At 60.5% G+C, this 24,468-nt stretch carries 26 protein-coding genes and 1 pseudogene; 11 read left to right on the forward strand and 16 right to left on the reverse strand.

Features of this window, described 5'->3' with window-relative positions; genetic code table 11:
• Positions 1–12 precede the first annotated feature (12 nt).
• Positions 13–1,137: a phytanoyl-CoA dioxygenase family protein gene (locus tag QF043_RS11920; RefSeq protein WP_307418618.1), complete on the reverse strand. Its 1,125-nt coding sequence runs from the start codon at positions 1,135–1,137 to the stop codon at positions 13–15.
• On the reverse strand, positions 1,137–1,982 hold the full coding sequence (locus tag QF043_RS11925; protein ID WP_307418619.1) for an SDR family oxidoreductase: 846 nt from the start codon (positions 1,980–1,982) through the stop codon (positions 1,137–1,139). Before QF043_RS11925 ends, QF043_RS11920 begins: the two co-directional genes overlap by 1 nt.
• Positions 1,983–2,104: 122 nt before the next feature.
• Here QF043_RS11925 and QF043_RS11930 point away from each other — a divergent pair, with 122 nt between their 5' ends.
• Positions 2,105–3,130, forward strand: coding sequence for a LacI family DNA-binding transcriptional regulator (locus tag QF043_RS11930; RefSeq protein ID WP_307418620.1), 1,026 nt, complete (start codon positions 2,105–2,107; stop codon positions 3,128–3,130).
• A 33-nt stretch (positions 3,131–3,163) separates the two neighbouring features.
• Positions 3,164–4,168, forward strand: coding sequence for an inositol 2-dehydrogenase (gene iolG, locus QF043_RS11935; protein ID WP_307418621.1), 1,005 nt, complete (start codon positions 3,164–3,166; stop codon positions 4,166–4,168).
• 129 nt (positions 4,169–4,297) lie between these two features.
• Here the strand turns inward: iolG and QF043_RS11940 are convergent, their stop codons facing one another.
• Positions 4,298–5,074, reverse strand: coding sequence for a M12 family metallopeptidase (locus QF043_RS11940; protein ID WP_307418622.1), 777 nt, complete (start codon positions 5,072–5,074; stop codon positions 4,298–4,300).
• Positions 5,075–5,235: 161 nt separating this feature from the next.
• A complete protein-coding gene (locus tag QF043_RS11945; protein ID WP_017138958.1) occupies positions 5,236–6,447 on the reverse strand; it encodes an MFS transporter in 1,212 nt (403 codons plus the stop codon).
• A 97-nt stretch (positions 6,448–6,544) separates the two neighbouring features.
• On the opposite strand from QF043_RS11945, the gene QF043_RS11950 reads away from it, so the two are divergent.
• Positions 6,545–7,366 (forward strand): helix-turn-helix domain-containing protein, encoded by an 822-nt coding sequence (locus tag QF043_RS11950; RefSeq protein WP_307418623.1) that lies wholly within the window; start codon positions 6,545–6,547, stop codon positions 7,364–7,366.
• Here QF043_RS11950 and QF043_RS11955 read toward each other — a convergent pair.
• On the reverse strand, positions 7,359–8,546 hold the full coding sequence (locus tag QF043_RS11955; RefSeq protein WP_307418624.1) for an MFS transporter: 1,188 nt from the start codon (positions 8,544–8,546) through the stop codon (positions 7,359–7,361). The two genes, QF043_RS11950 and QF043_RS11955, sit on opposite strands and share 8 nt — an antisense overlap.
• On the reverse strand, positions 8,546–9,568 hold the full coding sequence (locus QF043_RS11960) for an alpha/beta hydrolase (protein ID WP_307418625.1): 1,023 nt from the start codon (positions 9,566–9,568) through the stop codon (positions 8,546–8,548). The genes QF043_RS11955 and QF043_RS11960 overlap by 1 nt, the downstream gene beginning before the upstream one ends.
• Before the next feature lie 166 nt (positions 9,569–9,734).
• Here QF043_RS11960 and QF043_RS11965 point away from each other — a divergent pair, with 166 nt between their 5' ends.
• Positions 9,735–10,652 (forward strand): AraC family transcriptional regulator, encoded by a 918-nt coding sequence (locus tag QF043_RS11965; RefSeq protein ID WP_307418626.1) that lies wholly within the window; start codon positions 9,735–9,737, stop codon positions 10,650–10,652.
• Here QF043_RS11965 and QF043_RS11970 read toward each other — a convergent pair.
• Together QF043_RS11970 and proP are read right to left on the reverse strand one after the other, a co-directional pair.
• The gene (locus tag QF043_RS11970) at positions 10,627–11,133 is read right to left on the reverse strand and encodes a GAF domain-containing protein (RefSeq protein ID WP_017138954.1); all 507 of its coding nucleotides are present in this window, start codon (positions 11,131–11,133) and stop codon (positions 10,627–10,629) included. The two genes, QF043_RS11965 and QF043_RS11970, sit on opposite strands and share 26 nt — an antisense overlap.
• A 52-nt stretch (positions 11,134–11,185) precedes the next feature.
• A complete protein-coding gene (gene proP / locus QF043_RS11975) occupies positions 11,186–12,688 on the reverse strand; it encodes a glycine betaine/L-proline transporter ProP (RefSeq protein WP_307418627.1) in 1,503 nt (500 codons plus the stop codon).
• A gap of 153 nt (positions 12,689–12,841) precedes the next feature.
• On the opposite strand from proP, the gene QF043_RS11980 reads away from it, so the two are divergent.
• Together QF043_RS11980 and QF043_RS11985 are read left to right on the forward strand one after the other, a co-directional pair.
• The gene (locus QF043_RS11980; RefSeq protein WP_307418628.1) at positions 12,842–13,372 is read left to right on the forward strand and encodes a GNAT family N-acetyltransferase; all 531 of its coding nucleotides are present in this window, start codon (positions 12,842–12,844) and stop codon (positions 13,370–13,372) included.
• Positions 13,373–13,515: 143 nt separating this feature from the next.
• On the forward strand, positions 13,516–14,919 hold the full coding sequence (locus tag QF043_RS11985; protein ID WP_305453698.1) for an MFS transporter: 1,404 nt from the start codon (positions 13,516–13,518) through the stop codon (positions 14,917–14,919).
• 137 nt (positions 14,920–15,056) lie between these two features.
• On the opposite strand, the gene QF043_RS11990 is transcribed toward QF043_RS11985, so the two are convergent.
• From QF043_RS11990 to QF043_RS12000, 3 genes are all read right to left on the reverse strand, one after another.
• On the reverse strand, positions 15,057–16,349 hold the full coding sequence (locus tag QF043_RS11990) for a sorbosone dehydrogenase family protein (RefSeq protein WP_307418629.1): 1,293 nt from the start codon (positions 16,347–16,349) through the stop codon (positions 15,057–15,059).
• A complete protein-coding gene (locus tag QF043_RS11995) occupies positions 16,346–16,771 on the reverse strand; it encodes a DUF2231 domain-containing protein (RefSeq protein WP_058420446.1) in 426 nt (141 codons plus the stop codon). The genes QF043_RS11990 and QF043_RS11995 overlap by 4 nt, the downstream gene beginning before the upstream one ends.
• 126 nt (positions 16,772–16,897) lie before the next feature.
• Positions 16,898–17,410 (reverse strand): GNAT family N-acetyltransferase, encoded by a 513-nt coding sequence (locus QF043_RS12000; RefSeq protein WP_307418630.1) that lies wholly within the window; start codon positions 17,408–17,410, stop codon positions 16,898–16,900.
• 123 nt (positions 17,411–17,533) lie between these two features.
• Between QF043_RS12000 and QF043_RS12005 the strand changes: the two genes are divergently transcribed.
• On the forward strand, positions 17,534–18,013 hold the full coding sequence (locus QF043_RS12005) for an ATP-binding protein (RefSeq protein WP_307418631.1): 480 nt from the start codon (positions 17,534–17,536) through the stop codon (positions 18,011–18,013).
• Positions 18,010–18,771, forward strand: a complete 762-nt coding sequence (locus tag QF043_RS12010; protein ID WP_307418632.1) for a nucleotidyltransferase domain-containing protein — start codon at positions 18,010–18,012, stop codon at positions 18,769–18,771. The genes QF043_RS12005 and QF043_RS12010 overlap by 4 nt, the downstream gene beginning before the upstream one ends.
• A gap of 58 nt (positions 18,772–18,829) precedes the next feature.
• On the opposite strand, the gene QF043_RS30760 is transcribed toward QF043_RS12010, so the two are convergent.
• The 3 genes and pseudogenes from QF043_RS30760 to QF043_RS12020 form a co-directional block, all read right to left on the reverse strand.
• Positions 18,830–19,597, reverse strand: a complete 768-nt coding sequence (locus QF043_RS30760; protein WP_371919082.1) for a methyl-accepting chemotaxis protein — start codon at positions 19,595–19,597, stop codon at positions 18,830–18,832.
• An 87-nt stretch (positions 19,598–19,684) separates the two neighbouring features.
• Positions 19,685–20,782 (reverse strand): annotated as a pseudogene (locus tag QF043_RS30765) (cache domain-containing protein); the annotation flags it as partial.
• Between the two features lie 128 nt (positions 20,783–20,910).
• A complete protein-coding gene (locus QF043_RS12020) occupies positions 20,911–21,555 on the reverse strand; it encodes an aspartate/glutamate racemase family protein (protein WP_307418634.1) in 645 nt (214 codons plus the stop codon).
• An 86-nt stretch (positions 21,556–21,641) separates the two neighbouring features.
• On the opposite strand from QF043_RS12020, the gene QF043_RS12025 reads away from it, so the two are divergent.
• The 3 genes from QF043_RS12025 to QF043_RS12035 are packed head-to-tail and all read left to right on the forward strand — an operon-like array spanning position 21,642 to position 22,958.
• Positions 21,642–22,088 carry an HIT family protein gene (locus QF043_RS12025; RefSeq protein ID WP_307418635.1) on the forward strand — a complete coding sequence of 149 codons (447 nt, stop codon included), beginning with the start codon at positions 21,642–21,644 and terminating at the stop codon, positions 22,086–22,088.
• Positions 22,085–22,516, forward strand: coding sequence for a VOC family protein (locus QF043_RS12030; protein WP_307418636.1), 432 nt, complete (start codon positions 22,085–22,087; stop codon positions 22,514–22,516). Before QF043_RS12025 ends, QF043_RS12030 begins: the two co-directional genes overlap by 4 nt.
• Positions 22,509–22,958, forward strand: coding sequence for an NUDIX hydrolase (locus QF043_RS12035; protein ID WP_307418637.1), 450 nt, complete (start codon positions 22,509–22,511; stop codon positions 22,956–22,958). The genes QF043_RS12030 and QF043_RS12035 overlap by 8 nt, the downstream gene beginning before the upstream one ends.
• Here QF043_RS12035 and QF043_RS12040 read toward each other — a convergent pair.
• A complete protein-coding gene (locus tag QF043_RS12040; protein ID WP_307418638.1) occupies positions 22,955–23,515 on the reverse strand; it encodes a cysteine hydrolase family protein in 561 nt (186 codons plus the stop codon). The genes QF043_RS12035 and QF043_RS12040 overlap by 4 nt on opposite strands.
• Positions 23,516–23,762: 247 nt before the next feature.
• Positions 23,763–24,395 carry a TetR family transcriptional regulator gene (locus QF043_RS12045; protein ID WP_307418639.1) on the reverse strand — a complete coding sequence of 211 codons (633 nt, stop codon included), beginning with the start codon at positions 24,393–24,395 and terminating at the stop codon, positions 23,763–23,765.
• Positions 24,396–24,468 lie beyond the last annotated feature (73 nt).

Genomic DNA, 24,468 nt, shown 5'->3' on the forward strand with positions numbered 1-24,468 from the left:
AAGCAGTGCGATTCACGCCTGGCGCTTGGCCCGCAGTTGCGCCACGGCAGCGGCGAAGTCCGAATAGGGCCAGCGTTCATTGAGGGCGTGTTGCATTAATTGCTGTCCGGTTTGCGGGGCGAGCCCGTGCAAGGGCGGGTCGGTGTCGAGGTTGGTGGGGAAGGAATAACCGTCGGCCGTACAGGCGATCACCGCTTCGGCATTCAACGCAGGGTTGGCCAGCAGCACCGGGTACACCGCCAGCATCATGCGGTCACGGTCGAGGGCTTCCATGGGCGTGCCGAACGCCGAAGAGATTTGCAGCAGGTTGGCCATGCGCCGGTGGTGGGTCGTGCGGTTGGTGCCCGCCGCGTGGAACAGCGCCGGGTTGAAGAACAGCAGGTCGCCCTTGTTCAGCGGCAATTGCACGGCGTGCTGCTGGAAGTAGTCGATAAACTCCGCGCGGCGCCAGGCCAGGTAACCCAGCGGGTATTGCTGGGAGAAGGGCAGCAGTTGGGTCGGCCCGCTTTCCAGCGGCATATCCGAATGGGCCACCGCGCCTTGCAGCGTCAGGTATTGCGACAACAGATGCAGCGGCAGCGGAAAGCGTTCAACCACCTCAGTGGTCTGAAAGCCCAGGTGATAGTCACGGTGCGGCTGTTGCGCCTGCCCGCCGGGATGGACCACGTTCACTTGCGCGGTCATCTGAAAGCTCGGCCCCAGCCACGCTTCAGCGATCAAACCGAGCAGTGGGTTGGCGTAGTACTCGGCAAACGATTCCGGCGACTGCAGTGCGGCTTTCTGCAATGAATTCCAGATGCGCCCGTTGCTGCCGGCTTTGGCAAAATGGTCGGCGGCCACGCCTTGCGCTGCCTCGTGGGCAAAGATCGCCTCGAACACCTGGCTATGGCGGTCGACCACCGCCAGGTCTTCATAGGCCTGACGCACCACCATGACTCCAGGCCCGTCGCGGAACAGGTGATGCAGCTCATTCATGACGCGCAGGCGCTCGCTGTTGCGTAAAGTGCCGGCCTGATAGATCGGCACATTGCTCACCACTTCGGCGCACAGCGGGTAGTCCTCGGCGCTGGTCCGTTGGGCGCAAATACGGCTGAAATCCGCCAGGCGCACCGCCGCTCCGGTCACGAATGCCGACATTACACACCTCCCGGCAGGCTCAGCGCCTGGTGCGGTTGCGGGCTGCCGCTGTCGGTGCAGCCGACCACGCCTTGCTCCAGGTCGATCACCGAGCCGGTCATCATCCCGGCTTCACGCGAGAGCAAAAACGCCACGCTTTGCGCCACTTCTTCGGGCTTGAGCAGCCGCCCGAACGGCTGCGCGCGCTCGGCCTCGGCCAGCCAACCGTCTTGCGCGCCGTGGTATTGGCGCTGGATCTGGTCCTCGTGAGGCGTGTCCATCCAGCCGATATTCAGGCCATTCACGCGGATGCGATTACGCAATGCGCTGAACGCCACGTTCTTGGTCAATATCGCCAGCGCGCCCTTGGACGCCGCATAGGCGCTCAAAAACGATTGCCCGCCATGCCCGGTGACACTCTGGATATTCACCACCGCGCCTTCCACGCCGGTACTGATCATCAGCTTGAGTGCTTCCTGCATCAGAAAAAACGGCGCCCGCACGTTCACCGCAAACAGCCGATCAAACAGCTCGGGCGAGGTGTCGAGGATGGTGCCGCGATCCGACATGCCGGCGCAGTTCACCAGCCCGTGCAGGGTGCCGAAGTGGGTGCGGGCCGCGTCGATGATCGCGCGGCAATCCTCGACGTTTTCCAGGTCGGCCTCGACAAAAAATGCCTGGCAATCGAGTTGTGCCAGTTGCCGGACCTGTTCTTCGCCCTCGGCGCGGCGGCGCCCGCAGATGATCAGCCCGGCAGCGCCACGCTGCGCCAGGGTATGCGCCACGGCAGCGCCCAAACCCTGGGTGCTGCCGGTGACGACAAAATATTGGCCGTTGAATGAGCTGGCGAGATCGGTCTGAGGCATGCGCTTCTCCTGAATTTTTGTTGTTTTGTCGGCCTGGCTCGACACCGGGCAAAACTGAGACTAGCATTGAAAAACCTCAATAACGCCCAAAAAAGACCTCAAAAACACCTCAGGCGAATCGCATGCTCGAACGCGCAAAACACTTCTCCATCAAGCAACTCGCGACCCAGGCCGGCGTGAGCAAAGCCACGGTTGACCGCGTGTTGCACCAGCGTGGCAGCGTGCATGCACAGACCTCTCGGCGCATCGAGCAGGCGCTGGATGAGTTGGAGGCCCAGGAAAAAAACGGCCTGGCGGTGGGGCGCACGTTTCACGTCGATGTGATCATGCACACGCCCCAGCGCTTCAGCGCGGCGGTGCAGGCGGCAATCACCGCGCAATTGGGCAGCCTGGCGCCGTTTCGCATCGCACCGCGTTTTCACCTGTTTGAAGAAATCGAACCCCAGGCCATGCACGACCAGCTGCTGCGCTGCCTCGACACCGGCAGCCAGGGCGTGGTGCTCAAGGCGGCGGATGAGCCGGCGGTGAATCAGGCCGTCAAGCAGCTGATCGCGGCCGGCATCCCCGTGGTGACCCTGGTCACTGACCTGCCGCACAGCGAGCGCATCGGCTATGTGGGCATGGACAACCGCACCGCCGGCCAGACCGCGGCCTACCTGATGTCGCGCTGGCTGCCGGCGCAGCCCCAGGACGTGGCGGTGGTGATCGGCAGCGAACTGTTCCGTGGCGAAGAAGAGCGCGAGATGGGTTTTCGCGCCTGGCTGCGTGGGCGTGCCGCGCACCTGCGGGTGCTGGATATCAGCGGCGGCTACGGCGTGTACGACCGCACCTTTGAGCGCGTCACCCAGGCCCTCAAGCAACACCCCGAACTCAAGGCGGTGTACAGCGTCGGCGGCGGTAACCGCGCGATTGTCGACGCCTTCGCCGCCCTCGAGCGCCCGCTGGAGGTGTTTATCGGCCATGACCTGGACGAAGAGAACCGCCAGTTGCTGCTGGAAGAAAAAGTCGCCGCGATCATCGACCACAACCTGCAAATCGATGCCCGCAGCGTGTTTTTGCACATTCTGCAACACCACCGGCTATGGAAAGCCGGGCCGATTGCGCCGTCACAGGTGCAGATCGTTACACCGTTCAACCTGCCGGACTGAAGCTCCCTCAACAACAATTCCAGGAGTTCGACCATGCTACGTATTGCCGTTTTAGGTGCCGGGCGCATCGCCAGGATCCACGCCGCCAACGTCGCCGCTCACCCCAACGCCACGCTGGTGCTGGTGGCCGACCCCTGGCGCGAAGGTGTCGACGCGCTCAGCACGCAATTGGGTTGCGAAGCGGCCTATGACTGCGCCGCCGTGCTTGCCCGTCAAGACATAGATGCCGTGGTGATCGGCACGCCCACCGACACCCATATCGACCTGCTGCTGGCGGCGGTGGCCGCTGGCAAGGCGGTGCTGTGCGAAAAGCCGATCGACCTGGACATCGCCAAGGCCCGCAGCGCCGCCCAGGCCGTCGAACGTCTGGGCGGCAAGGTGATGCTCGGTTTCAACCGGCGTTTTGACCCCGACATGCTGCGCCTGCGCCAGGCGCTGGACGCCGGCCAGATCGGCGCCGTGCGCCAGGTGATTATCACCAGCCGCGACCCCGGCCTGGCACCGCGTGACTACCTGGAACACTCCGGTGGCATCCTGCGCGACATGACCATCCATGACTTCGACACCGCCCGCCACCTGCTCGGCGAGGAGCCGGTGGAGGTCAGTGCTTTCGCCAGCCGCCTGGTGGACCCGAGCCTGGCAGACATCGACGACTACGACAGCGTGATGGTGTTGCTACGTACCGCCTCCGGCAAACAATGCCACATCAACTGCTGCCGCCAGGCGGTGTATGGCTATGACCAGCGCGTAGAAGTGTCCGGCGCCACGGGCGTGCTGCTCACCGACAACCATCGGCCCAGCACATTGCGCCATTGGAGTGCCGACCACACCGAAGCGCTGGAGCCGTTGCAGCACTTTTTCCTGGAGCGATACGCGGATGCTTATCGCAATGAGCTGGCGCAGTTTATTGATGCGCTGAATGCTGGCCGCGAGTTACCCACCAGTGTGCGTGATGGCTTGTATGCGTTGCATCTGGCGGATTGCGCGTTGGCGTCGGTGAAAACCGGTAGGAGTGTGGCGGTTAATTACGACCTTTAGGGGTACGAGCGGGCGTCGGTACAACGCGTCTGGCGAGTGCCGCGACGCCCGCAATGCTTGAGTTTTACGCGAGAAATTCGGTCCCTCAGAAGTGAGGCTGCTGTAGGTTTCGATGAAGGTGTCAGCCAGTCAATCGGCGTGCCTTATACCTCTTCGCAGTGGCCGCACAGGCACAGACCCAGGTTTGGGGTGTGGGTAAATGGATTGTAGATTGGCTTCATCTTCTTTAGAAAGAGTGAAGTTGTAGCCAGTTGACGGCTGCTGCCAGAGTATCAGCCTGCTCAGGTTGTAATGCATGATCGACTTCGGATCGTAACCTGAGGCTATGATGTCCGCAGGGTTCAGCTTTTCAAGGATTTGCTCATAAACGTCTATTTTATCAAGGTTAAATTGTTTCTTATAAAGTTCGTACATCTTGGGCAAGTTGAAGTCCAGCGTTCTGTCCGGATGTTTGTGTTCGTGACGCAATCCCAACGCGTGACCGAATTCATGAAGAATATTCATTTTAAATATGTCTTCGGTAGTATGAGGGTCCAAATGCATCGTCGGCTCATTGGCGGGCACGGTTAACGCATCCGTCCCAACGACGGACCAGTCACCCGCTATATCTGCGCTGGTCGAAATGCGAATATCGCCTTGGGTACCCTCGACGAAGTTGAGTTTCAAATTAATCAGATGTGCGTAATTTTTCTCAATATGCTTTTGTATGAGCGCTCTATGGGTGGGAGGAGTGTCCATGAAGGCGATAGTAATGGTCGAGTTTTGTGGCCATAGACGATATTTGTCAGCGATCCCGCGTTTAGTTCTGATGGCAATCGGCGCGTCAGCCACTTCATTGTTCGCTGGGGGGGTATTCGAATTAGTCGAGTAGAGGGCGTGATGTATCGCAGGTGTGGAAATAATCATTCGTTATCCTCGTCAGACTTAAAGAAAACAGGCACTACCCAGTTTCGTTAAGTCAGTGGCTTTAGCGATGATTGAGTTCCAATTGCAGGTAGGACGGTTCTGTATTCTCATGTAAAAAGCCGCCTGGGCTTTGTAGGCTCAAGGCGGCTAATCGATACGTTTTAAACGCCTTTGGTCGAGGGCAGCAATATCGTGAGGATGCCCGCCAGTGGCAGGAACGAACAGATCTTGTAGACGTACTCAATGCCATGGTTGTCAGCGAGCAAGCCCAGCAATGCGGCGCCAATCCCGCTGAAACCGAACATCAGGCCAAAGAAGATACCGGCGATCATCCCCACATTGCCCGGCACCAGTTCCTGGGCGAAGACCACGATGGCCGAGAAGGCCGAGGCGATGATAAAGCCGATGACCACGCTGAGTACGGCGGTCCAGAACAGGTCGACGTAGGGCAGGGCCAGGGTGAAGGGCGCCGCGCCGAGGATCGAGAACCAAATGACTTTCTTGCGCCCGATCTTGTCGCCAATCGGGCCACCGGCGAAGGTGCCCACGGCCACCGCGCCAAGGAACAGGAACAGGTACATCTGCGAACTGGCCACCGACAGCTGGAACTTCTCGATCAGGTAGAAGGTGAAGTAGCTGGTCAGGCTGGTCATGTAGAAGTACTTGGAGAACACCAGCAGCGCCAGCACCACCAGGGCAAAGGTCACGCGGCCTTTGGACAGGCCGTGAGTCGCCTTGCCACCTTGCTTGAGCTTGAACAGGTTGAGGTGGTTGCGGTACCAGCGGCTCAGGCCATAGAGCACCAGAATCGCAAACACGGCGAACAGCCCGAACCAGGCGATATGGCTTTGGCCGTAAGGAATGATGATCGCCGCCGCCAGCAATGGGCCGAAGGCGCTGCCGGTGTTGCCGCCAACCTGGAAGGTCGATTGCGCCAGGCCATAACGCCCCCCGGAAGCCAGGCGCGCGACGCGCGAGGTTTCCGGGTGGAAAGTCGACGAGCCGACGCCCACCAGGGCTGCCGCCAGCAAAATCGCCGGGAAGGTGCCGACAAACGCCAGCATCAGAATGCCGATCAAGGTGCACACCATGCCGGCCGGCAGCAGCCAGGGCTTGGGATGGCGGTCGGTGTGGTAGCCGATCCAGGGTTGCAGCAGCGAGGCGGTCAGTTGGAAGGTCAGGGTGATCAGGCCCACCTGGGTGAAGCTCAGCCCGTAGTTGGCCTTGAGCATCGGGTAGATCGAGGGCAGCACGGCCTGGATCAGGTCATTGATCAGGTGGGCCAGGGCGCAGGCGCCGAGGACGCGCATGACCAAGGGGCTCACTTGGGGTGTAGTGGTTGCAGCGGCGGGTGACGCGGTGACGGTCGTCATGCAGGCATTCCATACAGGGCAGCAAACTGAGGTGGCGAGTACTTGAGCCCGCCACCCATTTCTAATTGTTTCAGCGGTTATGCTAAATTCGGTGCCAATGCCTGTCTCACGAAATTCGGGAGGCAACTGTCGCAAAAAGGGCGAAATGATCAAACCACTGAATGAATTTTTGCAGGAAATCGACGCAGGCGACTGGGCTGTGATCAGTTCCGCCACCGATTACCCCGAAAACTGGGTGATCCCCGAGCATAGCCACGAAAAGCACCAGCTACTCTACGCCATCGAGGGCGTGATGGTGGTGCACTCGGCGCACAACCAGTGGACGGTGCCGTCCAATCGTGGCTTCTGGATGCCGTGCGGGCAGGTCCACTCGTTGCGTTGTGTGGGCCCGCTGAAAATGCGCAGTGTGTTTGTGCGCCCCGATGCATTCCCGAACCTGCCGACCGAGGCCAAGGCGGTGAGCGTTTCACCGTTACTGAGTGAGCTGATCAAGGCGTCGGTGAGTTTGAAGCCGCCGTATGCCGAGGACTCACGCGATGCGCGGATCATGCACCTGATCCTTGATGAACTGGCGATTCTGCCGGCGTTGCCGCTGTCGCTGCCACAACCGGGCGACCCGCGTATCAACCGGATTTGCCTGGCGCTGCAGCAGGACCCTGGGGATGCGTCGACGGTGGAGGATTGGAGTGGGCGGCTTGAGCTGGACCAGAAAACCATCCAGCGTCTGTTTCGCAAGGAAACCGGCTTGACCTTCGGCCAATGGCGCCAGCAAGCGCGGTTGCTGCTGGCGCTGGAGCGCATTGCGGTGGGGCAGAAGATTATCGATGTCGCCATCGAATTGGGTTACGAGAGCCCGAGCGCCTTTACCAGTATGTTCAAGAAGCAGTTTGGCAAGACGCCGAGTCAGTTTTTCAGGTAGGGCGACTGGCCAGCAACCCCGGCGCTGAGTGCCGCGCAGCCAGGCCTGCCAGCAGCGCAGCCAGCCCCAACGTGGCTGCGCTGAGTTCAAAGGTCGCCTGATATCCGCTGTGGTCGAACGCCAGGCCACCGACAGTGGCACCGGCCGTAATCGCCAATTGAATGATCGCCACCATCAATCCACCGCCGGCCTCGGCATCGTCCGGCAACACGCGCGCCAGCCAAGTCCACCAACCCACCGGCGCGGCGGTCGCTACGAAGCCCCAGCAACCGAGCAACACGGCGGTGGTGATCGGCGAGCCGCCGAAGGTCACCAGGGCCACGGCAATCCCCGCCATGATCAATGGAATGGCGATCAGCACAGGGTACAGGCGGTTTTTCAGCACGCGCTCTATCAGCACAGTGCCCGCCAGCCCGGCCAGGCCGAGCACCAACAGCAGCAACGAGAGTGTGGCGGTACTGACGTGGGTGACGCTTTCCAGAAACGGGCGCAGGTAAGTGAACAGCATGAACTGGCCCATGAAAAAGCCGCTGATGGCGAGCATGCCCAGGGCCACAGGCGTCTGTTTGAACAAGCGCAGCACATTGCCAGTCCTGGCTTGGCCTTGCACCTTGATCGCGGGCAAGCTGAACAGCAGCCATAGGCCCGCCGCTACCGCCACCGGCACGACGCAGAAAAATGCGCCACGCCAACCGATCAGTGCGCCGAGAAAGCTGCCCAAGGGCGCCGCGATCACCGTCGCCAGTGCGTTGCCGCCATTCACGATCGCCAACGCGCGCGGTACTTGGTCGGTGGGCACCAGGCGCATGGCGGTCGCCGCCGACAACGACCAGAAGCCGCCAATGGCCACGCCGATCAGCGCGCGACCGAGCATGAACGTCAGGTAGTTCGGCGCCAGCGCCACCACGGTTCCAGACAGGATCATCAGGACGGTCAACGCCAACAGCAGACGCTTGCGCTCAACCCGCGCAGCGACGGCCGCGATGACCAGGCTGGTGAGCAGGGCGAACAGCCCGGACACCGAGATGCCTTGGCCGGCCTGGCCTTCGGTAATCTGCAGGTCGGTGGCCAACGGCGTCAGCAGGCTGACCGGCATGAACTCGGAGGCCACCAGTGCGAACGCCGCCAGCGACATCGCAAACACTGCAGCCCAGCTATGCATGTGTGGTTTATCGGACATTATTTCAAGTGGCCTTTGAAGAAGGTGGCGAGTTTGTCGAAAGGGATCAGATCGACCCGGTCGTAAAGATCGACATGGCCTGCGCCCGGGATGATCAGCAGTTCCTTGGGCTCGGCCGCCCGTTGGTAGGCGTCTTCACTGAACTCACGTGAGTGCGCGTCGGCGCCGGCGATCAATAACAGCGGGCGAGGGGAGAGCGTCTCGATATCGTTGAAAGGGTAGAAGTTCAGGAACTTCACATTACTGGTCAGGGTCGGCCGCGTGGTGGTTTGCGGTGAGCCGCCGACGGGTGTGAATTCGCCGCGCGCCGTACGGTAGAAATCGTAGAACTCATCACCCACCGCATCGCCGGTAAGCGTGGCTGGCGTGCCGCCGGTGTAGACGGTCTCGCCGCCCTGGAATTCCACATAGCGCTGGTTGGCGGCCTGGCGCAGCAGTTGCTGACGTTGCGCCAGCGTCACGCTATGTTTGAGGCCATTGCGGTTGGCCGCACCCATGTCGTACATGCTCACGGTTGCGATGGCCTTCAAGCGTGGGTCGATCTTCGCGGCGGCGATGGCGAAGCTGCCGCTGCCGCAAATACCGATCACACCGATGCGCTCGCGATCGACCTGCGGGCGGGTGCCGAGGAAATCCACGGCGGCGCTGAAGTCCTCGACGTAGAGGTCGGGCAGCACCGCATTGCGTGGTGAGCCTGCGCTGTCGCCCCAGAATGACAAGTCCAGAGACAAGGTGACGAAGCCTTGTTCGGCCATTTTGGTGGCGTAGAGGTCTGCGCTTTGCTCTTTGACGGCGCCCATCGGGTGCCCAACCACCAGGGCTGCGTTTTTTGCGCCGGGGGCGAGGTTTTTCGGCATGAACAAATGGCCCGCGACCGCCATGCCGTATTGGTTGTTGAAGGTGACGTTTTGCACCGTCACGTTGTCGCTTTTGTAGAAGTTGTCAGCACCGTTGGACATATCGGCTCCCAATGAAGAAAAAGACGTCAGCAGCACGCTCAGGGCGAGCAAAAGGCTTTTCATGGCGTGATCCCAGATGAGGTCGGTCCGCGCATTTTCCCGGCATGGGCCGGCGTTCTGTAGTGCGTTCCAGTGGATTACTTGCCTGATCCTCTGAGTCTTGTGGGTTGTCGGCGACACTTGCCTGTGGTGCGCGGTACAGTTCGGTCACGCGTTAAAAGAGCCTTTTATGACGATTAATCAATTGCCCCTGAACACCTTGATCCAAGCGATCAACGCGCAGGTCGCGGCGCCCGGCGACTACCCCATGCCAGTCCCGGGCCTGGGCTTTTATCGGCGTGAGCAGCCGGCAGCGCCGGTGGTGTGCATGGTCGAGCCGTGTGTTGTGCTGGTGGTCCAGGGTGAAAAACAACTGTGGGTCGGCGGTGAAGGCTACCCCTATGACCCGACGCGGTTTCTGCTGACGTCCCTGGATATCCCGGCCAACTCCGAAGTGCTGGTCGCCAGCCCGACCCGGCCCTGCCTGGGCCTGACCTACAAACTGGACCTGCGCATCCTCGCCGAGCTGATCGCCCAGAGTGAGTTGCCGCCCACTCGGGAGCGGGCGGTGATGAAAGGGGTGGGCATCGGCACGGTCACCGAAGGCATGCTGGCGGCGTTCGCGCGCTTGGTCGCTTTGCTGGACGAGCCCGAGGCAATACCGGTACTCGCGCCGTTGATTCAGCGTGAAATCCACTACCGGCTGTTAAAGACCGACCAGGCCGGGCGCCTGCGCCGGATCTGCGCCGTTGACGGGCAGGGTTATCGGATCGCCAAGGCGATCGATTGGCTGAAGCTCAATTACACTGCGCCGCTGCGGGTGGAGGAGTTGGCCGCGCGGGTGCAGATGAGCGCAGCCACCTTTCACCATCACTTTCGCCACCTGACGGCGATGAGCCCTCTGCAGTATCAGAAATGGCTGCGCTTGAATGAGGCGCGGCGCTTGATGCTCAATGAACATCAAGACGTGTCCAGTGCCGCGTTCAAGGTGGGCTATGAAAGCCCGTCACAGTTCAGTCGCGAATACAGCCGGCTGTTCGGTGTGCCACCCAAGCGCGATATGGCCGCCTTGCGCGGCAAGCTCACTGATCAACCGAGCTCAAGTTAGCGAAGAAAATGCAGCCGATCAGCCGCGCAAACAGGCTCAGGGTTTCCGGCAGATTGGGGTCTTCAAACAGCATCGCGCGCGAATCCAGTGCGCACAATGCGCCGAACAGGCGTCCATCGGGCAGGAAGATCGGTGCACCGGCGTAGCTTTCGATGGCGAACTGTTTGACCACCGGGCGCGCGGCGAAGCGGCCGTTGTGGCTGATCTGCGGGATGAACAGGGTCTGCGGGTTAATGCAGAACTCACTGCACAGCGTGGTCTCGAGGTCGAGCACGTCGTCGACATGAATGCCCATGTCGGCCGTGTCATGCACCGAACAGACGACCCACTCAAGGTCGGTGAACTTGGCGATGCCGGCAAAGCGCATGCCGGTCAGGCGGGTAACCAGTTGCAGGATGCTGGTAGTGGCTTCTATTTCGGCGATGGCAGCGCGTTCGTCGGCGCTGAGTAGCGAATGTGCTGCGGTGACGCTTGGAACCATGCTTAGGCACTCCAAAGGCATGGCGGCAGGGGCCGCCACACCAGGTCAGTAGTCAGTTGATGCGTGGGTGCTGCTGCACCAGGTTCTGGCGCTTGGCTTCCAGTTCGGCAATCTGAGTGTCGATGTCTTCGATCTTCTGCTCGATATTGTCGTGGTGTTCTTGCAGTATTTCCTTGGCTTCGGCCATGTCCGAGGCCGCAGGCGCGGCGCCGCGCAGTGGCTTGTTGGCGGTTTCCTTCATGGTCAAGCCGGTGATCAGGCCAACCACGGCAAACACCATCAGGTAGTAGGCGGGCATGTACAGGTTGTTGGTGCTTTCCACCAGCCAGGCCACTGCGGTGGGGGTGACACCGGCGATCAGTACCGAGACGTTGAAGGCACTGGCCAGTGCGCTGTAGCGCAGGTGCGTGGGGAACATCGCCGGCAGGGTCGAGGCCATTACGCCGATGAAGAAGTTGAGGACCACCGCCAGGATCAACAGGCCGGCGAAGATCAGGCCGATCTTGCCGCTGGTGATCAGCATGAACGCCGGAATGGACAGGAACAGCAGGCCCACGCTGCCGGCGATGATGAAGGGCTTGCGGCCGATCTTGTCACTCACAAAACCAATGAACGGTTGCACAAACAGCATGCCGACCATGATCGCGATGATGATCAGTACACCGCTGTTTTCTTTGTAATGCAGGTTATGCGACAGGTAGCTGGGCATATAGGTGAGCAGCATGTAGTACGTCACGTTAGTGGCTGCGACGATACCGATGCAGGTCAGCAGGCTGCGCCAGTGCTGGGTGGCGACTTCCTTGAAGGAGACTTTGGGGCCGTGGGTCAGGCCTTGGCGGTCGCCTTGTTCGAGCTTGTCCATGTGCTGCTGGAAGGCCGGGGTTTCTTCCAGCGCGTGACGCAGGTAGAGGCCGATGATGCCCAGCGGCAGGGCCAGGAAGAACGGCAGGCGCCAGCCCCAGGCCTCGAAGTCGGCCTCACCGAGGATCGTCGAGATCAGCACCACGACGCCGGCACCGAGCACGAATCCGGCGATAGAGCCGAAGTCCAGCCAGCTGCCGAGGAACCCGCGTTTACGGTCCGGCGCGTATTCGGCAACAAAGATCGAGGCGCCGGTGTATTCACCACCCACCGAGAAGCCCTGGGCCATTTTGCACAACAGCAGCAGGATCGGCGCCCAGATGCCTATCGAGGCGTAGCCGGGGATCAGGCCGATGGCGAAGGTGCTCAGGGACATGATCACGATGGTGGCGGCCAACACTTTCTGCCGCCCGTATTTGTCGCCCAGGGCACCGAAGAACAGGCCGCCCAGCGGGCGAATCAGGAAGGGCACGGAGAAGGTACCCAAGGCAGCGATCATTTGTACGCTGGGCGAGGCGTCGGGGAAGAACACCTTGCCAAGCACGTAGGCGACGAACCCGTAGACACCAAAGTCGAACCATTCCATGGCATTACCCAGTGCGGCAGCGGTAATCGCCTTGCGCACCTTGGTATCGTCGACGATGGTGATGTCTTTCAAACCGATGGGTTTGACGCTTTTCTTACGTAATTTCATGCGGGTCACTCTAAAACTGAACAGGGGAGGTGCCATCGTTGCGATGGCACCGCTCTGTCACTTCAGATACAAGCCGACACCAAATAATTCACCACTATTTGCGTTTTTTTGCAGATGGGTTGAACTTTATGGCTTCAAGACGGAATTGTGCACATGCCCGACACCTCCTCACGGCTGATCTATCGCAAGCCAGAAGCCAACGATGTGCAGCGATTATTCGCGATCTTCGGTGACCCGCGGACAAACCAGTTCAATCCTGCCGGGCCGATGGCCAGCCTGGAGCACGCCCGGCGCGTGCTCAACCACTGGCGGGAACAATGGGCCACCCAGGGTTATGGCTGGTGGGCGATTGCCCGCAAGGAACAGCCCGCACACCTCATCGGTTTTGGCGGTATAGCACCGCTTAATTACCTGACCGAGCGGCGCATCAACCTGGGTTATCGCTTCGCCGTGGAGGCGTGGGGGCAGGGCTACGCCACCGAGCTGGGTCGGGATGCGCTGGCGCTGGCGTTCCAGACACTGAATCTGCCGGAGGTTTTCGGCCTGGTGCGACCCGATCACGCGGCTTCGATCCGTGTATTGGAAAAGCTCGGCATGCAGCCCTACGGCCTGCTCGACGATGTACCGGGCAAGGCACCTAGCCGGGTGTTTAGCATTCGTCATCCTACAACTGCTTTGCGCTGATTGTTTGCACGCCCGTGTAATACCTGAATAAACGCCAATCTTTCAGATTGACACCGCCAAGGCGCCCGGCTATAAAAGTCGAAGTTGTACGACGACATATGACGTTACATATGTCCTATCTAACAAAAATAAAAAGTGATGCCATGAATTTGAATGAGCCCATCAACGCCCACCGGGTCGGCCAGGCCGTCGGCAACTATCGCTGGACCATCTGCGCGATGTTGTTCTTTGCCACCACCGTCAACTACCTCGACCGCCAGGTGCTGAGCCTCTTGGCGCCGCAACTGTCGACGCAATTTGGCTGGAGCAACACCGACTACGCCAACATCGCGGCGGTGTTCCAGTTCGTTTATGCGATTTCCATGCTGTTTGCCGGGCGGTTTGTCGACAAGATCGGCACCAAGGCTGCCTATGTGGTGGCCATCGCCATCTGGTCCACCGGCGCGATCATGCATGCGTTCTCGGTGCCGATGGGGGCGGGGATTGCCTCGCTCAGCGCCGCCATCGGCCTGGCGGTGATCCCGGTATCGATTGCCGGCTTTATGCTCTCGCGCGCGGTGCTGGCGATTGGCGAGGCGGGCAACTTCCCGATTGCGATCAAGGCCACCGCCGAATATTTCCCAAAGAAAGAACGCTCCCTGGCCACCGGCATCTTCAACTCCGGCGCCAACGTGGGGGCGATCCTGGCGCCGATCTGTGTGCCGCTGATTGCCGGAATGTGGGGCTGGGAAGCCGCGTTTATCGTGATCGGCATGCTCGGGTTTGTGTGGGTGGCGGTGTGGTCGATGCTCTATGAAAAACCGGAGCAGCAAAAGCGTTTGTCCGCCGAAGAACTGGCCTACATTCGCAGTGACCAGACCGTACAGCCTTTCACACCTGAGCCTGTAGGGGCGACGCCAAAAAAAGTCTCGTGGTTCAAGTTGCTAACCTACCGCCAGACCTGGGCCTTCGCCTTCGGCAAATTCATGACCGACGGCGTGTGGTGGTTTTTCCTGTTCTGGCTGCCCACGTACCTGTCGGCGCAATACAACATGAAAGGCGCGGATATCGTGATGCCGTTGGCCGTGCTGTACAGCATGACCATGGTCGGCAGTATCGGCGGCGGCTGGTTCCCCAGCTACTTCATGGCGCGGGGTGATGCCCCGTATGACGGCCGCATGAAAGCCATGCTGGTGATCGCGCTGTTCCCGCTGGTGGTGTTGCTGGCGCAACCCTTCGGTTACCTCAGCTTCTGGGTGCCGGTGTTACTGATCGGCGTGGGCGCCTCGGCGCATCAGGCGTGGTCGTGCAACATCTTCACCACCGTGTCGGATATGTTCCCGCAAAAAACCGTGGCGTCGGTGGTTGGCATCGGCGGGATGGCGGGTGGCCTGGGCGGTGTGGTGATGACCAAGATCGGTGGCTGGGTGTTCGATTACTACAAGTCCATCAACGACATTCACACCGGCTACATGATCATGTTTGCGATCTGTGCCCTGGCGTACCTGGTGGCGTGGAGCGTGATGAAAGCCCTGGTGCCGCGCCATAAGGAAATCACTGACCTGTAAACCCGTCCCCTGTGGCGAGGGAGCTTGCTCCCGTTGGACTGCGAAGCAGTCCCATGCTCTTGAAAAAAAGAGCAGGGGCCGCTTCGCAGCCCAGCGGGAGCAAGCTCCCTCGCCACAGTGAAAAGATTAAATGGCGGTTATTTATTGCGCGTCACCCGCCAAACGGTGTTGGCCAGGTCATCGGCAATGATCAGCGCACCTTTGGGGTCCACCGTCACGCCCACCGGGCGGCCACGGGTCTTGCCGTCATCGCCGCGAAAGCCGGTGGCGAAATCAATCGGTTCGCCAGCCGGCTTGCCGTTGCTGAACGGTACGAAGATCACCTTGTAGCCCACCGGGTTGTCGCGGTTCCAGCTGCCGTGTTCGCCGACAAACACGCCGTCGGCAAATTGTTCACCCATGGCCGGGATCGAAAAGTCCACGCCGAGTGCGGCAACGTGGGAGCCCAGGCTGTAGTCCGGCTTGATCGCGGCCGCGACTTTCATCGGGTTCTGCGGTTGCGCGCGCGGGTCGACGTTCTGGCCCCAGTAGCTGTAGGGCCAGCCGTAAAAGGCGCCTTCGCGTACCGAGGTGAGGTAGTCCGGCACCAGGTCGGGGCCGAGTTCATCGCGTTCGTTGACCACCGTCCACAATTGCCCCGAGCCCGGCTGAATGGTCAGTGCGGTCGGGTTGCGCAGGCCGGTGGCGTAGGGCTTGTGTGCGCCGGTGGCCGCGTCGATCTGCCAGACCATGGCGCGGTCGATCTCCACTTCCATGCCGCGCTCGGTGATGTTGCTGTTGGAGCCGATGCCCACATAGAGCTGGCGCCCGTCTTCGCTGACCGCCAGGGCTTTGGTCCAGTGATGGTTGATCTGCGCCGGCAGGTCGGTGATTTTGGTCGGCGCGCCGCTGGCCTTGGTCTGGCCTTCGGTATAGTCGAAGCGCACCAGGGCATCCTGGTTGGCCACGTACAGCTTGCCGTCGGCGAAAGCCAGGCCATAGGGCGCGTTGAGGTTGTCGGCAAACACGGTTTTGAGCTCGTAGTTGCCGTCACCGTCGGCATCGCGCAGCAACGTGATGCGGTTACCGCTCTTGACCTTGGTGTTGCCCTGGGCCTTGATCACGCTGGCGATCACGTCTTTGGGCTTGAGCTTGGCCGCACTGCCGCCACGGCCTTCGGCGACGAGGATATCGCCGTTGGGCAGCACCAGGGTTTGCCGTGGAATGGCCAGGTCGGTGGCGATAGCGGTGATGCTGTAGCCCTGGGGCACTGTGGGTTTTTGCTCGCCCCACGGTGTCGGCTCGGCAATCTTCATGCTTGGCAGCAGGCTGCTTTGTTGCGCAGGCAATTTGGGGTCGGGGCCGCGTGCCTGGGTCTTGTCGCCGGCGTCGCCACAGGCGCTCAGCAGCAGGGCCGCGCTCAGTAAGGTCAGCGTATTGAGTGGGTTCATTTGGCAGCTCCCGAGCGCAGGTTGGTCAGGCCGATCCACGTGGCAACGATCGCCAGAACCGTCACGATCACTGACAGCACCAGGCCCACAGGCATCATGGCGTAGGCGTCCTTGGCATGCTGGAACGCGTTGACCAGCCCGAGTACCCAGGTGATCAGCAACAGCAGGAAGTACGCGGCGGGGCGTCCGCCTTTATGCTCGGCACGCACCAGGTTGACCAGCGCGAACAACAATGCAAAGCCACAAAACACCAAGGCTCCGGCGATCAGCCAGGAGGCGAAGTTGGCCCATTGGATCTGATAGGTCTGGCCGTAGGCGATGTCACTGAGCAACGCGCCCAGAAACAACGGCACGGTGCCGGCCAACAGGGTCGAATGCAGCGGGCCAGGCCTGACGAGTGGGTAGGCGGGAAGGGTGGTCATGGGGTCGCGGCTCCTTGTTTTATCCAACGCCCCGGGGCGGGGCAGCGCATAGGGAAGGAGCGTAGAGCCTGTCGGATAGTTCAGCGTAATTCGTGTCGAAATATTATTTGAGGGTTTGACCGGGGCTTAACGGGTCCATACATAGCGCACCTCTTCCAGCGTTACGCCACCGCGCACCAGCGTGCGACGGCTGCCGGGTTCTTCAGTGCCGCCAAGGCTTGTATAGAAACGAACGGCTCTTTGGTTTGCGGCTAACACCCATAAAGAAATGCGCTTGTAACCCTGGCCAACCAAACGCTGGAAACCTGCCTGCCACAATTGCGCGCCGATACCCTGGCCCCAATAGTCGGCCAACACGTAGATAGCCATGACCTCTCCCGATGTCGTCTCGGGCGTGTCCGCATCACGGCAGCGGCCCAGCGACAGCCAGCCGATAACGTTGCCATCCACTTCGGCGACTAAAGTATCCGCGTCCCGGCTTTCAATTGAACGCGCCCAGTGAGCCTCCTTCTGCGGCAATGTTGTGGTCAGCGAGGCTAGAAAATCCGCCGGCATCAGGTCTACATAAGCCTGTTGCCAACTGCGCACATGCACCTGAGCGATGTGCTTGGCGTCCTTGGGCAATGCATCACGAATCATAACCATCTCTTGTCGTTAATTTATCGAAACCAGGGTGCCCATTCACTGTTACAGAATCGGTTCTCATTATGCAGAGCCCTGAAAACTGGCATGCTTCAGGGCCTGACAAAAGGAACCCTGTCCATGCCAACCCTGCACCTGCTGTGCGGCAAGATCGCCTCCGGTAAATCCACCCTGGCCAACACTTTGGCCGTTGAACACGCCGCCATCCTGTTGAGCGAAGACCATTGGCTCGCCACACTTTACCCCGGCGAAGTCCTCTCGATTGCCGATTACGTGGGCTGCGCCCAGCGTATTCGGGGTGTGCTTGGGCCGTTGGTGATCAACGTGTTGCAATCGGGCATCAGCGTGGTGTTGGACTTCCCGGCCAATACGCTGGCTAATCGCGAGTGGCTGCTGAGTGTGGCCCAGGCTGCGCAAGCGCCGCACTGCTTGCACTATTTGGAGCTGGATGACGCCACCTGCCGCAGCCGTTTACATGCGCGCAATGCCCAGGGCGAGCATGATTTCGCCGCCACCGACGCCGAGTTTGACCTGATCACTCGCCATTTCTGCGTACCGAGTGAGGCCGAAGGCCTGGTGATTGAGGTGCATCACCCATGAGTACGGTGACCGGTGTGGATGCCCAAGGCTGTGTGCTGACGCTGGACAACGCCGCCTTCCAGCCTGAGTTTGAGCCGCTGCTGGCGGATGTCATCGCCAGCCTCTTCCAATCTGGGCTGGACGGCATTTATGTGTATGGCAGTGTCGCCAGGGGCGAAGCAAGCCCTGGCGAATCGGACCTGGACCTTAGCCTGATTCTGCTCGAACCGCCGCATGCATCGGTATTGGCACACCTGGAAGCGCTGCGCCAGAGCCTGGAGCAACGCCACCCGGAGGTCACCAAGATCGACTTCGATATCGGCCACCGCGCCGAAGTGCTGGCGCCCGAAAACGCAAATAAATGGGGTTTCTGGCTCAAGCATCATTGCCGTTGTGTGTGGGGCGAGGATCTTTCGCTGCGCTTTGAACGCTTCCAGCCTTCGCGCGAAATCGCCCTGGCGTTGAATGGTGATTTTGAATCCGTGTTGAGCGGCTATCTCAACCTCATCCATCAGGCCGATACCTCAACCGAGCGCCTGCGGCTGCAACGCGAAGCGGCTCGCAAACTGATTCGAGTGACCAACACATTGCGCGCCCCCGACGCGCCCTGGCCGTACACCCTCGAAGAGCACGTTGCCTTGTTCGTACAGCATCACCCCACGATGCGCATCCAGATCGCGTATTTCCTGTTCGAGGCGCGCAACCCAAGTGCCGAGGGCGAGCCCTTCAGCGTACGACTGCAAACCTTTATCGCGTGGATGGTTTCACAGCAGGTATAGACAGCAGGCACAGATAGGCATTTTGGCACTCAGGCTCACTTTACCTACGCTGCGCACATCAGGATTTAAAGCGCCCCACCAAGCCATTCAGCTCCTGCGACAGGCTCGATAACCGCCCCGAATCATCCTGCGCAGCATTGGCCAGGCTCTCCACCAACCTTGCCTCGTCATAGATTTGCTGGATATGCCGGTTGATCTCTTCGGCCACGCTGTGTTGTTCCTCGGCGGCGGCGGAAATCTGCAGGTTCTGGTCGCGGATCTCGTTCACCGACAACTGGATGCCCTCGAAACTGTCCCGCGCGTTTTCGATGGACGACACGCTGGCGCGGGACAGGTCCAGGCAACTGCTCATCTTCTGGGTGACTTCTTCGGTCTTGCTGCCGAGGGTGCCGAGCAGTTGCTCGATCTCGCCGGTGGAGTCGGAGGTGCGCTTGGCCAGTGCGCGTACTTCGTCGGCCACCACGGCAAAACCACGACCCTGATCGCCGGCGCGGGCGGCTTCAATGGCGGCGTTGAGGGCCAGCAGGTTGGTCTGTTCGGCGATGGCGCGAATGGTGCCAAGGATCTGGTTGATACTGCGGCTGCCGGCTTCCAGCTCGACCATGGCCTGGGATGACTCGGTCAGGCGGCGGCCCAGGCGGTTGACGTTATCGGTGGTGACTTCGATCTGCTGTTTACCTTCGGCCACACGGCGATGGCCGTTCTCGGCCGATTCCGCCGCGCCACTGCACGAACGCGCGACCTCGTTGGCGGTGGCGACCATTTCATTGAACGCGGTAGACACCAATTCCACCGCCTCACGCTGGCGCCCGGCGGCTTCGTTCATGTTGTGCGCCACTTCGCTGTTGACCCGTGACGCGTCCTGAAGATTGGTGGAGGCCGCGCCAATATGCTGAATCAGCTGACGGATTGCGGCGAGGAATTTATTGAACCAGCCCGCCAGCTCGGCGGTTTCATCCTTGCCCTGTACTTGCAGCTCATGACGCAAATCGCCTTCACCCTGGGCGATGGACTGCAAGCCGGTGCTGACCTGGCCGATCGGTTTGACGATCACCTTGGAAAACGCCGCGGCGATCAGCCCGAAGATCAGCACCAGCACGGCCACAATTACCGTGGTCAGGTAGGTCATGCGCGTCGCCGCCGCCATGACTTCGTCGTATTCGATCAGCCCCACATACCGCCAGCCCAGGCCCGGCGAGGTCCACACGTTGGCCATGTAGCGCACGCCGTCGATGACCACCTCGGTTGAGCCCTGGGGCGTCTCGGCCAGGTGCGCATACGGCGCGCCGAGGTCCTTGAGCGGCTTGAAGTTGTGTGCGGCGTTGCGCGGGTCGACCAGCACCACGCCGTCCTCGATCAACATCACGTAGCCGCTTTGACCCAGCTTGATGCTCTTGAGCAATTCGGTGAGGTTCTTCAGCGACACGCTGACCACGAACACACCCTTGGCCTTGCCGCTGCTGTCGAGCAGCGCACGTGCGGTGCCCACCAACGCCACATCATCCTTGTCGTAGTAGTAAGCCGGCGTGCGCACGGTCTTGTTGGGACTGGCCATGGCGGCCTTGTACCAGGGGCGGGTGCGCGGGTCGTACTTGGCCAGCTGTGGGTCATCGGGCCATTTGGCGTAGGTGCCGTCCTCAAGGCCGATGGACAGAATCGCAGCGGAAGGGTGAGTGGCGCCGAAACGGGCAAACTGCTCGATTACCTGCTGCGCCTGGGCGGGCATTGGCTGACTCGCGGCGTTTGCAGGTTGATAATCCTTTAGAGTGTTCACGGAAGTGTATACAGGATCAGCAGACATTTGATCGACGTTCTGCAAGGTGCCGTCGAAGAATTGCCGAATATTGCCATCGATCTGACGTATTTCTCGGGTGCTGCCATCAATAAACTGATCGACCGCTTGAGTCCGCGTGTTCATGACGGAGATGACTGCAACCAGGCTGACCGGAATAAAGGCGACAGAGACGAACGCGAGCACGAGCTTGTTTTTTATTTTCATCGAGACGACCATCGGGCGAAGAGGCGATTTGATATCACTGACTGTTTCGGCCCGAGGGTTATAAAGCTTTAGCTTTATTTTGTGTACAACAACAATTGATTTTGTCCTGAGAAATTAACCTGCCGGAAGGCGCACTTGGATTAACCCTTGATTGCCTTCAAGGCAGCCTTCAGGCCGGCGGTCGCGCTGGTCAGCGGCGTCGGCCCTGCCGTCACGAGGGCAGCGGCCCCGCCCATGGAGGCTTGGGCCAGCGCAACCACGGATGCGCCATCGATATAGGCCTGATCGGCCGCCTTGGCGATGGTCGACAAATAACCCTCAATATTGCCCGCCTTGAACAGTGCCCATGCGCCTGGAACCAGCCGCACGTCAACGGTTGCGTCTGACTGCAACGCTGCGCGGTAGAACAGGCTCGAGGTGGGGGCGAGGGTGGTTTCGACGGCGCATAACACCACGACCTTGCCGCCTGCTTGAACGGCTGTAAGGGCGAGGGCTTGGTCCGCCCTGAGAATCAATGACGGGATGCGCTCGTCAATCTCATCTACCGATGGCCCCAACGTCGAGCAGGTGAGCACTACGACGTCGGCGTGCTGAGCGAGTGAAAGCAATGCGTTGGCGGTTGAAGCCGCAATTTCAGGCGTTAGCCCGCCCATTTTTTCCGCCGCGGCCAGTAGGTCCGCACGTACTTCATGTTGCAAATTGGCGGGTGCGATTCCCAGTGCTTGTGCGGCTGCGTCGAAGACGGCAATGTTGCTGGCTGCGGTATGAAGGCAGGTGATTCGCATAGGGGGGTCGCCAGATTGGAAGTGCTTAGCCCCACAGTGTTATCACAGTTAAGATGCCGTCGATATCTTCTCATTAAGGACAATGCATGCCACTGATCACGGAACGTGTAGAACAGGCCCGCAATGGCGCCAACGATAAAGTCATCTGCCGCATGGCCTCAGGCTGGGCGGTGATGGGCGATGTGCAGTTCTTGCCGGGTTATTGTTTGTTGTTGCCCGACCCGGTGGTTGCCAGCCTCAATGATCTGGACGCCGAGGCGCGTGCAATCTACCTGCTCGATATGGCGCGCCTTGGCGATGCCGTGCTGGCGGCTACCGGTGCACTGCGCATGAACTACGAGATTCTGGGCAACTCGGAACCGGAGTTGCATTGCCATATCTTCCCGCGCTACGCCTCGGAGCCGGAGGACAAACGCAAGATGCCGGTGTGGTTCTACGACTGGAAAACCGCGCCACCTTACGCTGAAGATCAACACGGTGAGTTGCGCGACACGATCGCGCAGTTACTCAAATCCACCATGGAAGCTGGATGATGCATAGAAATAATCTGGTCCCGGAATTGATGGTGACCAACCTGAGCCGCAGCCTTGAGTTCTGGGTCGGTTGTCTGGGGTTCACGGTGGCTTATCAGCGCCTGGAAGACGGCTTCGCGTATCTCGATCTGGACGGCGCTCAGGTGATGCTTGAGCAAGTCGACCCACACGCCAATCAATGGCTCACGGGCGCGTTGGAACGCCCGTTTGGGCGCGGCATGAACCTGCAGATTGATGTCGTGGCGGTGCATCCGGTTATTCAACGGCTGGAGAGGGCGGCACACCCGGTGTTCAAGGCCAGCAAAGACGTGTGGTACCGGGCAGGCGAAGTCGAGGTCGGGCAGCGCGAGTTTCTGGTGCAGGACCCGGATGGTTATCTGGTCAGGCTGGTGGAGCGTCTGGGCGAAAGGGTTGTTGCCCATGCGTGAACGTCAAGCCGCGCGGCTGCTGGTGATCAGCCCTGCGCGAAAAGTGCTGCTGTTCCGGTTTGTGCACAAGAAAGGAGCGCTGGCCGGCAGGAATTACTGGGCGACACCCGGCGGCGGCGTCGAAGCCGGGGAGAGCTTCCACACGGCGGCGATCCGTGAGCTGCGCGAAGAGACCGGCATTGTGGTCAGTGGCGTGCAAGCGCCGGTAGCAGACCGCCGATTTGAGCTGATGCTGCCCAGTGGCGAAACAGTGTTGGCCATTGAACAGTACTTTGTTGTTAAGGCGCAAAACGAGCACCTTTCGCGAGACGAATGGACGGCGCAGGAAGTCCAGGTCATGGCGGATCATCATTGGTGGTCGATTCAGGAACTGCGATCGACGGCAGACACGGTATGGCCAGAAGGGCTTGTCGACATGCTCGCCCAGGCCGGCGTTTTCTAAAGCATGCCCAGGATATTGGCGGTGCCTGTGACCCTGGCGTAATCCATCGCCAGGTTGCTCAGCGACAGGGCATGTACATCCTCGGCAGGCCAGAGGCGACCCGACAAATCGGTTTGATCAAAGGTGTAGCAGGCATCCGCCGCCACGGTGACCTCAAAACCCAGGTTGCCGCCGGAGCGCGCCGTAGACTCGACAGAGTTGTTGGTGATCACCCCAACGATCACCAATTGCCGGATCCCACGCCCATGCAGCCAGCGCTCCAGGCCGGTGGCGGCGAATGCATCCGGGACGTTTTTTTCCACCACATGCTCATGCTTGAGCGGCGCCAGTGCCGGCTGGAACTCGCAGCCCGGTTGGCCCGGCCAAAACACCGAGCCCTGGCTGCGGGACATATGCCGCACATGCACCACAGGGCGACTGGATTGCCGCCAGGCACGCAGCAGGTGTTGTATCTGCACCTCGGCGTCGGGGTTATTGCGGCGCCCCAGCGTGGGGTCATTCATGCCTTGCTGCATGTCGATGATCACCAATGCAGCGTTTGTGGCTAACGGTTCCATGGCACATTCCTTGGCTTGGTCAGGGGCGAAACATAGCAGCGATTGGGCGTGCTTAAACAGGGCTGTTGTTCGAAGCTCATTTGCATGATGCACATCGATCCAAAGTGGGAGCTGGCTTGCCTGCGATAGCGGTCTATCAGTGCATACATCGGTGACTGACCCAACGCCATCGCAGGCAAGCCAGCTCCCACGGTCGTCGGTGCCTTCAATCAGCGTGTGAACCTTCTGCTACGGCGTTGTTAAGCAATCAGCTCCGATTGAGTGCATTCACATAAGCGCTGAACATGGCGGCCATGCCATCGGCGTACACCTCGATCTCGGCAGCGGTGCGCGGGCTGAAGGAAAAGTCCTTGCCCACGCAACCCAGCGTGCTGCGGATCAGGTCGCACGCCAGTGCGCGGGTTGCGTCGGGCACCTCGGGCAGCAACTCGAGCATGAAGGTCTCGAAGGCCTGTCGGCCGGCTGCGCGCACTTGCACGGCTTGCGGCGCATCGCGGTACAGCGGCGCTGCGTCGTGCAGCGCACCACGCATCAGCGCCTCTTCGCACTCGGAATGGATAAATGCATGCACCAGGGTACGCAGGCGCGTCAGCGGTGCTACTTCGGTTTTTTCGAGGATGTCGCGCAGCATTTGGGTGGTCTGCTGCCATTCATCGCTCTGCAATCGAAACAGGATCGCAGCCTTGTTGGGGAAATATTGATACACCGAGCCGACACTCACGCCGGCTTTTTCCGCGACCCGCGCGGTGGTGAAACGCGTGGCGCCTTCCTTGGCCAAAACCTGAATAGCGGCTTCGAGAATCGCCGCCACCAGCTCGGTGGAGCGTGCCTGTTGCGGCTGTTTGCGCGAGGCAATACGGGCAGTTTGGCGGGGCGGCATTTCGGGCTCCGAGCGCTGGGCGAACGCGAATAGCGAAGGCGATGAATCACTCGCATACTTTTAATGCGACGAA

Source organism: Pseudomonas sp. W3I7, assembly GCF_030816095.1.
In the GTDB taxonomy this organism is placed as follows: Bacteria; Pseudomonadota; Gammaproteobacteria; order Pseudomonadales; family Pseudomonadaceae; genus Aquipseudomonas; species Aquipseudomonas salomonii.

Bases quoted from the DNA above. Each gene is read 5' to 3' on its own strand.
- QF043_RS12005 (WP_307418631.1), top strand. From the start codon at position 17,534: ATGCCAACCCTGCACCTGCTGTGCGGCAAGATCGCCTCCGGTAAATCC.
- QF043_RS11940 (WP_307418622.1), bottom strand. From the start codon at position 5,074: ATGATTATTTCCACACCTGCGATACATCACGCCCTCTACTCGACTAAT.
- QF043_RS11950 (WP_307418623.1), top strand. From the start codon at position 6,545: ATGCCTGTCTCACGAAATTCGGGAGGCAACTGTCGCAAAAAGGGCGAA.
- QF043_RS12020 (WP_307418634.1), bottom strand. From the start codon at position 21,555: ATGCGAATCACCTGCCTTCATACCGCAGCCAGCAACATTGCCGTCTTC.
- QF043_RS11925 (WP_307418619.1), bottom strand. From the start codon at position 1,982: ATGCCTCAGACCGATCTCGCCAGCTCATTCAACGGCCAATATTTTGTC.
- QF043_RS11985 (WP_305453698.1), top strand. From the start codon at position 13,516: ATGAATTTGAATGAGCCCATCAACGCCCACCGGGTCGGCCAGGCCGTC.
- QF043_RS11955 (WP_307418624.1), bottom strand. From the start codon at position 8,546: ATGTCCGATAAACCACACATGCATAGCTGGGCTGCAGTGTTTGCGATG.
- QF043_RS11965 (WP_307418626.1), top strand. From the start codon at position 9,735: ATGACGATTAATCAATTGCCCCTGAACACCTTGATCCAAGCGATCAAC.
- QF043_RS12025 (WP_307418635.1), top strand. From the start codon at position 21,642: ATGCCACTGATCACGGAACGTGTAGAACAGGCCCGCAATGGCGCCAAC.
- QF043_RS11980 (WP_307418628.1), top strand. From the start codon at position 12,842: ATGCCCGACACCTCCTCACGGCTGATCTATCGCAAGCCAGAAGCCAAC.
- iolG (WP_307418621.1), top strand. From the start codon at position 3,164: ATGCTACGTATTGCCGTTTTAGGTGCCGGGCGCATCGCCAGGATCCAC.
- proP (WP_307418627.1), bottom strand. From the start codon at position 12,688: ATGAAATTACGTAAGAAAAGCGTCAAACCCATCGGTTTGAAAGACATC.
- QF043_RS12045 (WP_307418639.1), bottom strand. From the start codon at position 24,395: ATGCCGCCCCGCCAAACTGCCCGTATTGCCTCGCGCAAACAGCCGCAA.
- QF043_RS11995 (WP_058420446.1), bottom strand. From the start codon at position 16,771: ATGACCACCCTTCCCGCCTACCCACTCGTCAGGCCTGGCCCGCTGCAT.
- QF043_RS11970 (WP_017138954.1), bottom strand. From the start codon at position 11,133: ATGGTTCCAAGCGTCACCGCAGCACATTCGCTACTCAGCGCCGACGAA.
- QF043_RS12010 (WP_307418632.1), top strand. From the start codon at position 18,010: ATGAGTACGGTGACCGGTGTGGATGCCCAAGGCTGTGTGCTGACGCTG.
- QF043_RS12035 (WP_307418637.1), top strand. From the start codon at position 22,509: ATGCGTGAACGTCAAGCCGCGCGGCTGCTGGTGATCAGCCCTGCGCGA.
- QF043_RS12030 (WP_307418636.1), top strand. From the start codon at position 22,085: ATGATGCATAGAAATAATCTGGTCCCGGAATTGATGGTGACCAACCTG.
- QF043_RS12040 (WP_307418638.1), bottom strand. From the start codon at position 23,515: ATGGAACCGTTAGCCACAAACGCTGCATTGGTGATCATCGACATGCAG.
- QF043_RS11990 (WP_307418629.1), bottom strand. From the start codon at position 16,349: ATGAACCCACTCAATACGCTGACCTTACTGAGCGCGGCCCTGCTGCTG.
- QF043_RS11960 (WP_307418625.1), bottom strand. From the start codon at position 9,568: ATGAAAAGCCTTTTGCTCGCCCTGAGCGTGCTGCTGACGTCTTTTTCT.
- QF043_RS12000 (WP_307418630.1), bottom strand. From the start codon at position 17,410: ATGATTCGTGATGCATTGCCCAAGGACGCCAAGCACATCGCTCAGGTG.
- QF043_RS11920 (WP_307418618.1), bottom strand. From the start codon at position 1,137: ATGTCGGCATTCGTGACCGGAGCGGCGGTGCGCCTGGCGGATTTCAGC.
- QF043_RS11945 (WP_017138958.1), bottom strand. From the start codon at position 6,447: ATGACGACCGTCACCGCGTCACCCGCCGCTGCAACCACTACACCCCAA.
- QF043_RS11930 (WP_307418620.1), top strand. From the start codon at position 2,105: ATGCTCGAACGCGCAAAACACTTCTCCATCAAGCAACTCGCGACCCAG.
- QF043_RS30760 (WP_371919082.1), bottom strand. From the start codon at position 19,597: ATGAACGAAGCCGCCGGGCGCCAGCGTGAGGCGGTGGAATTGGTGTCT.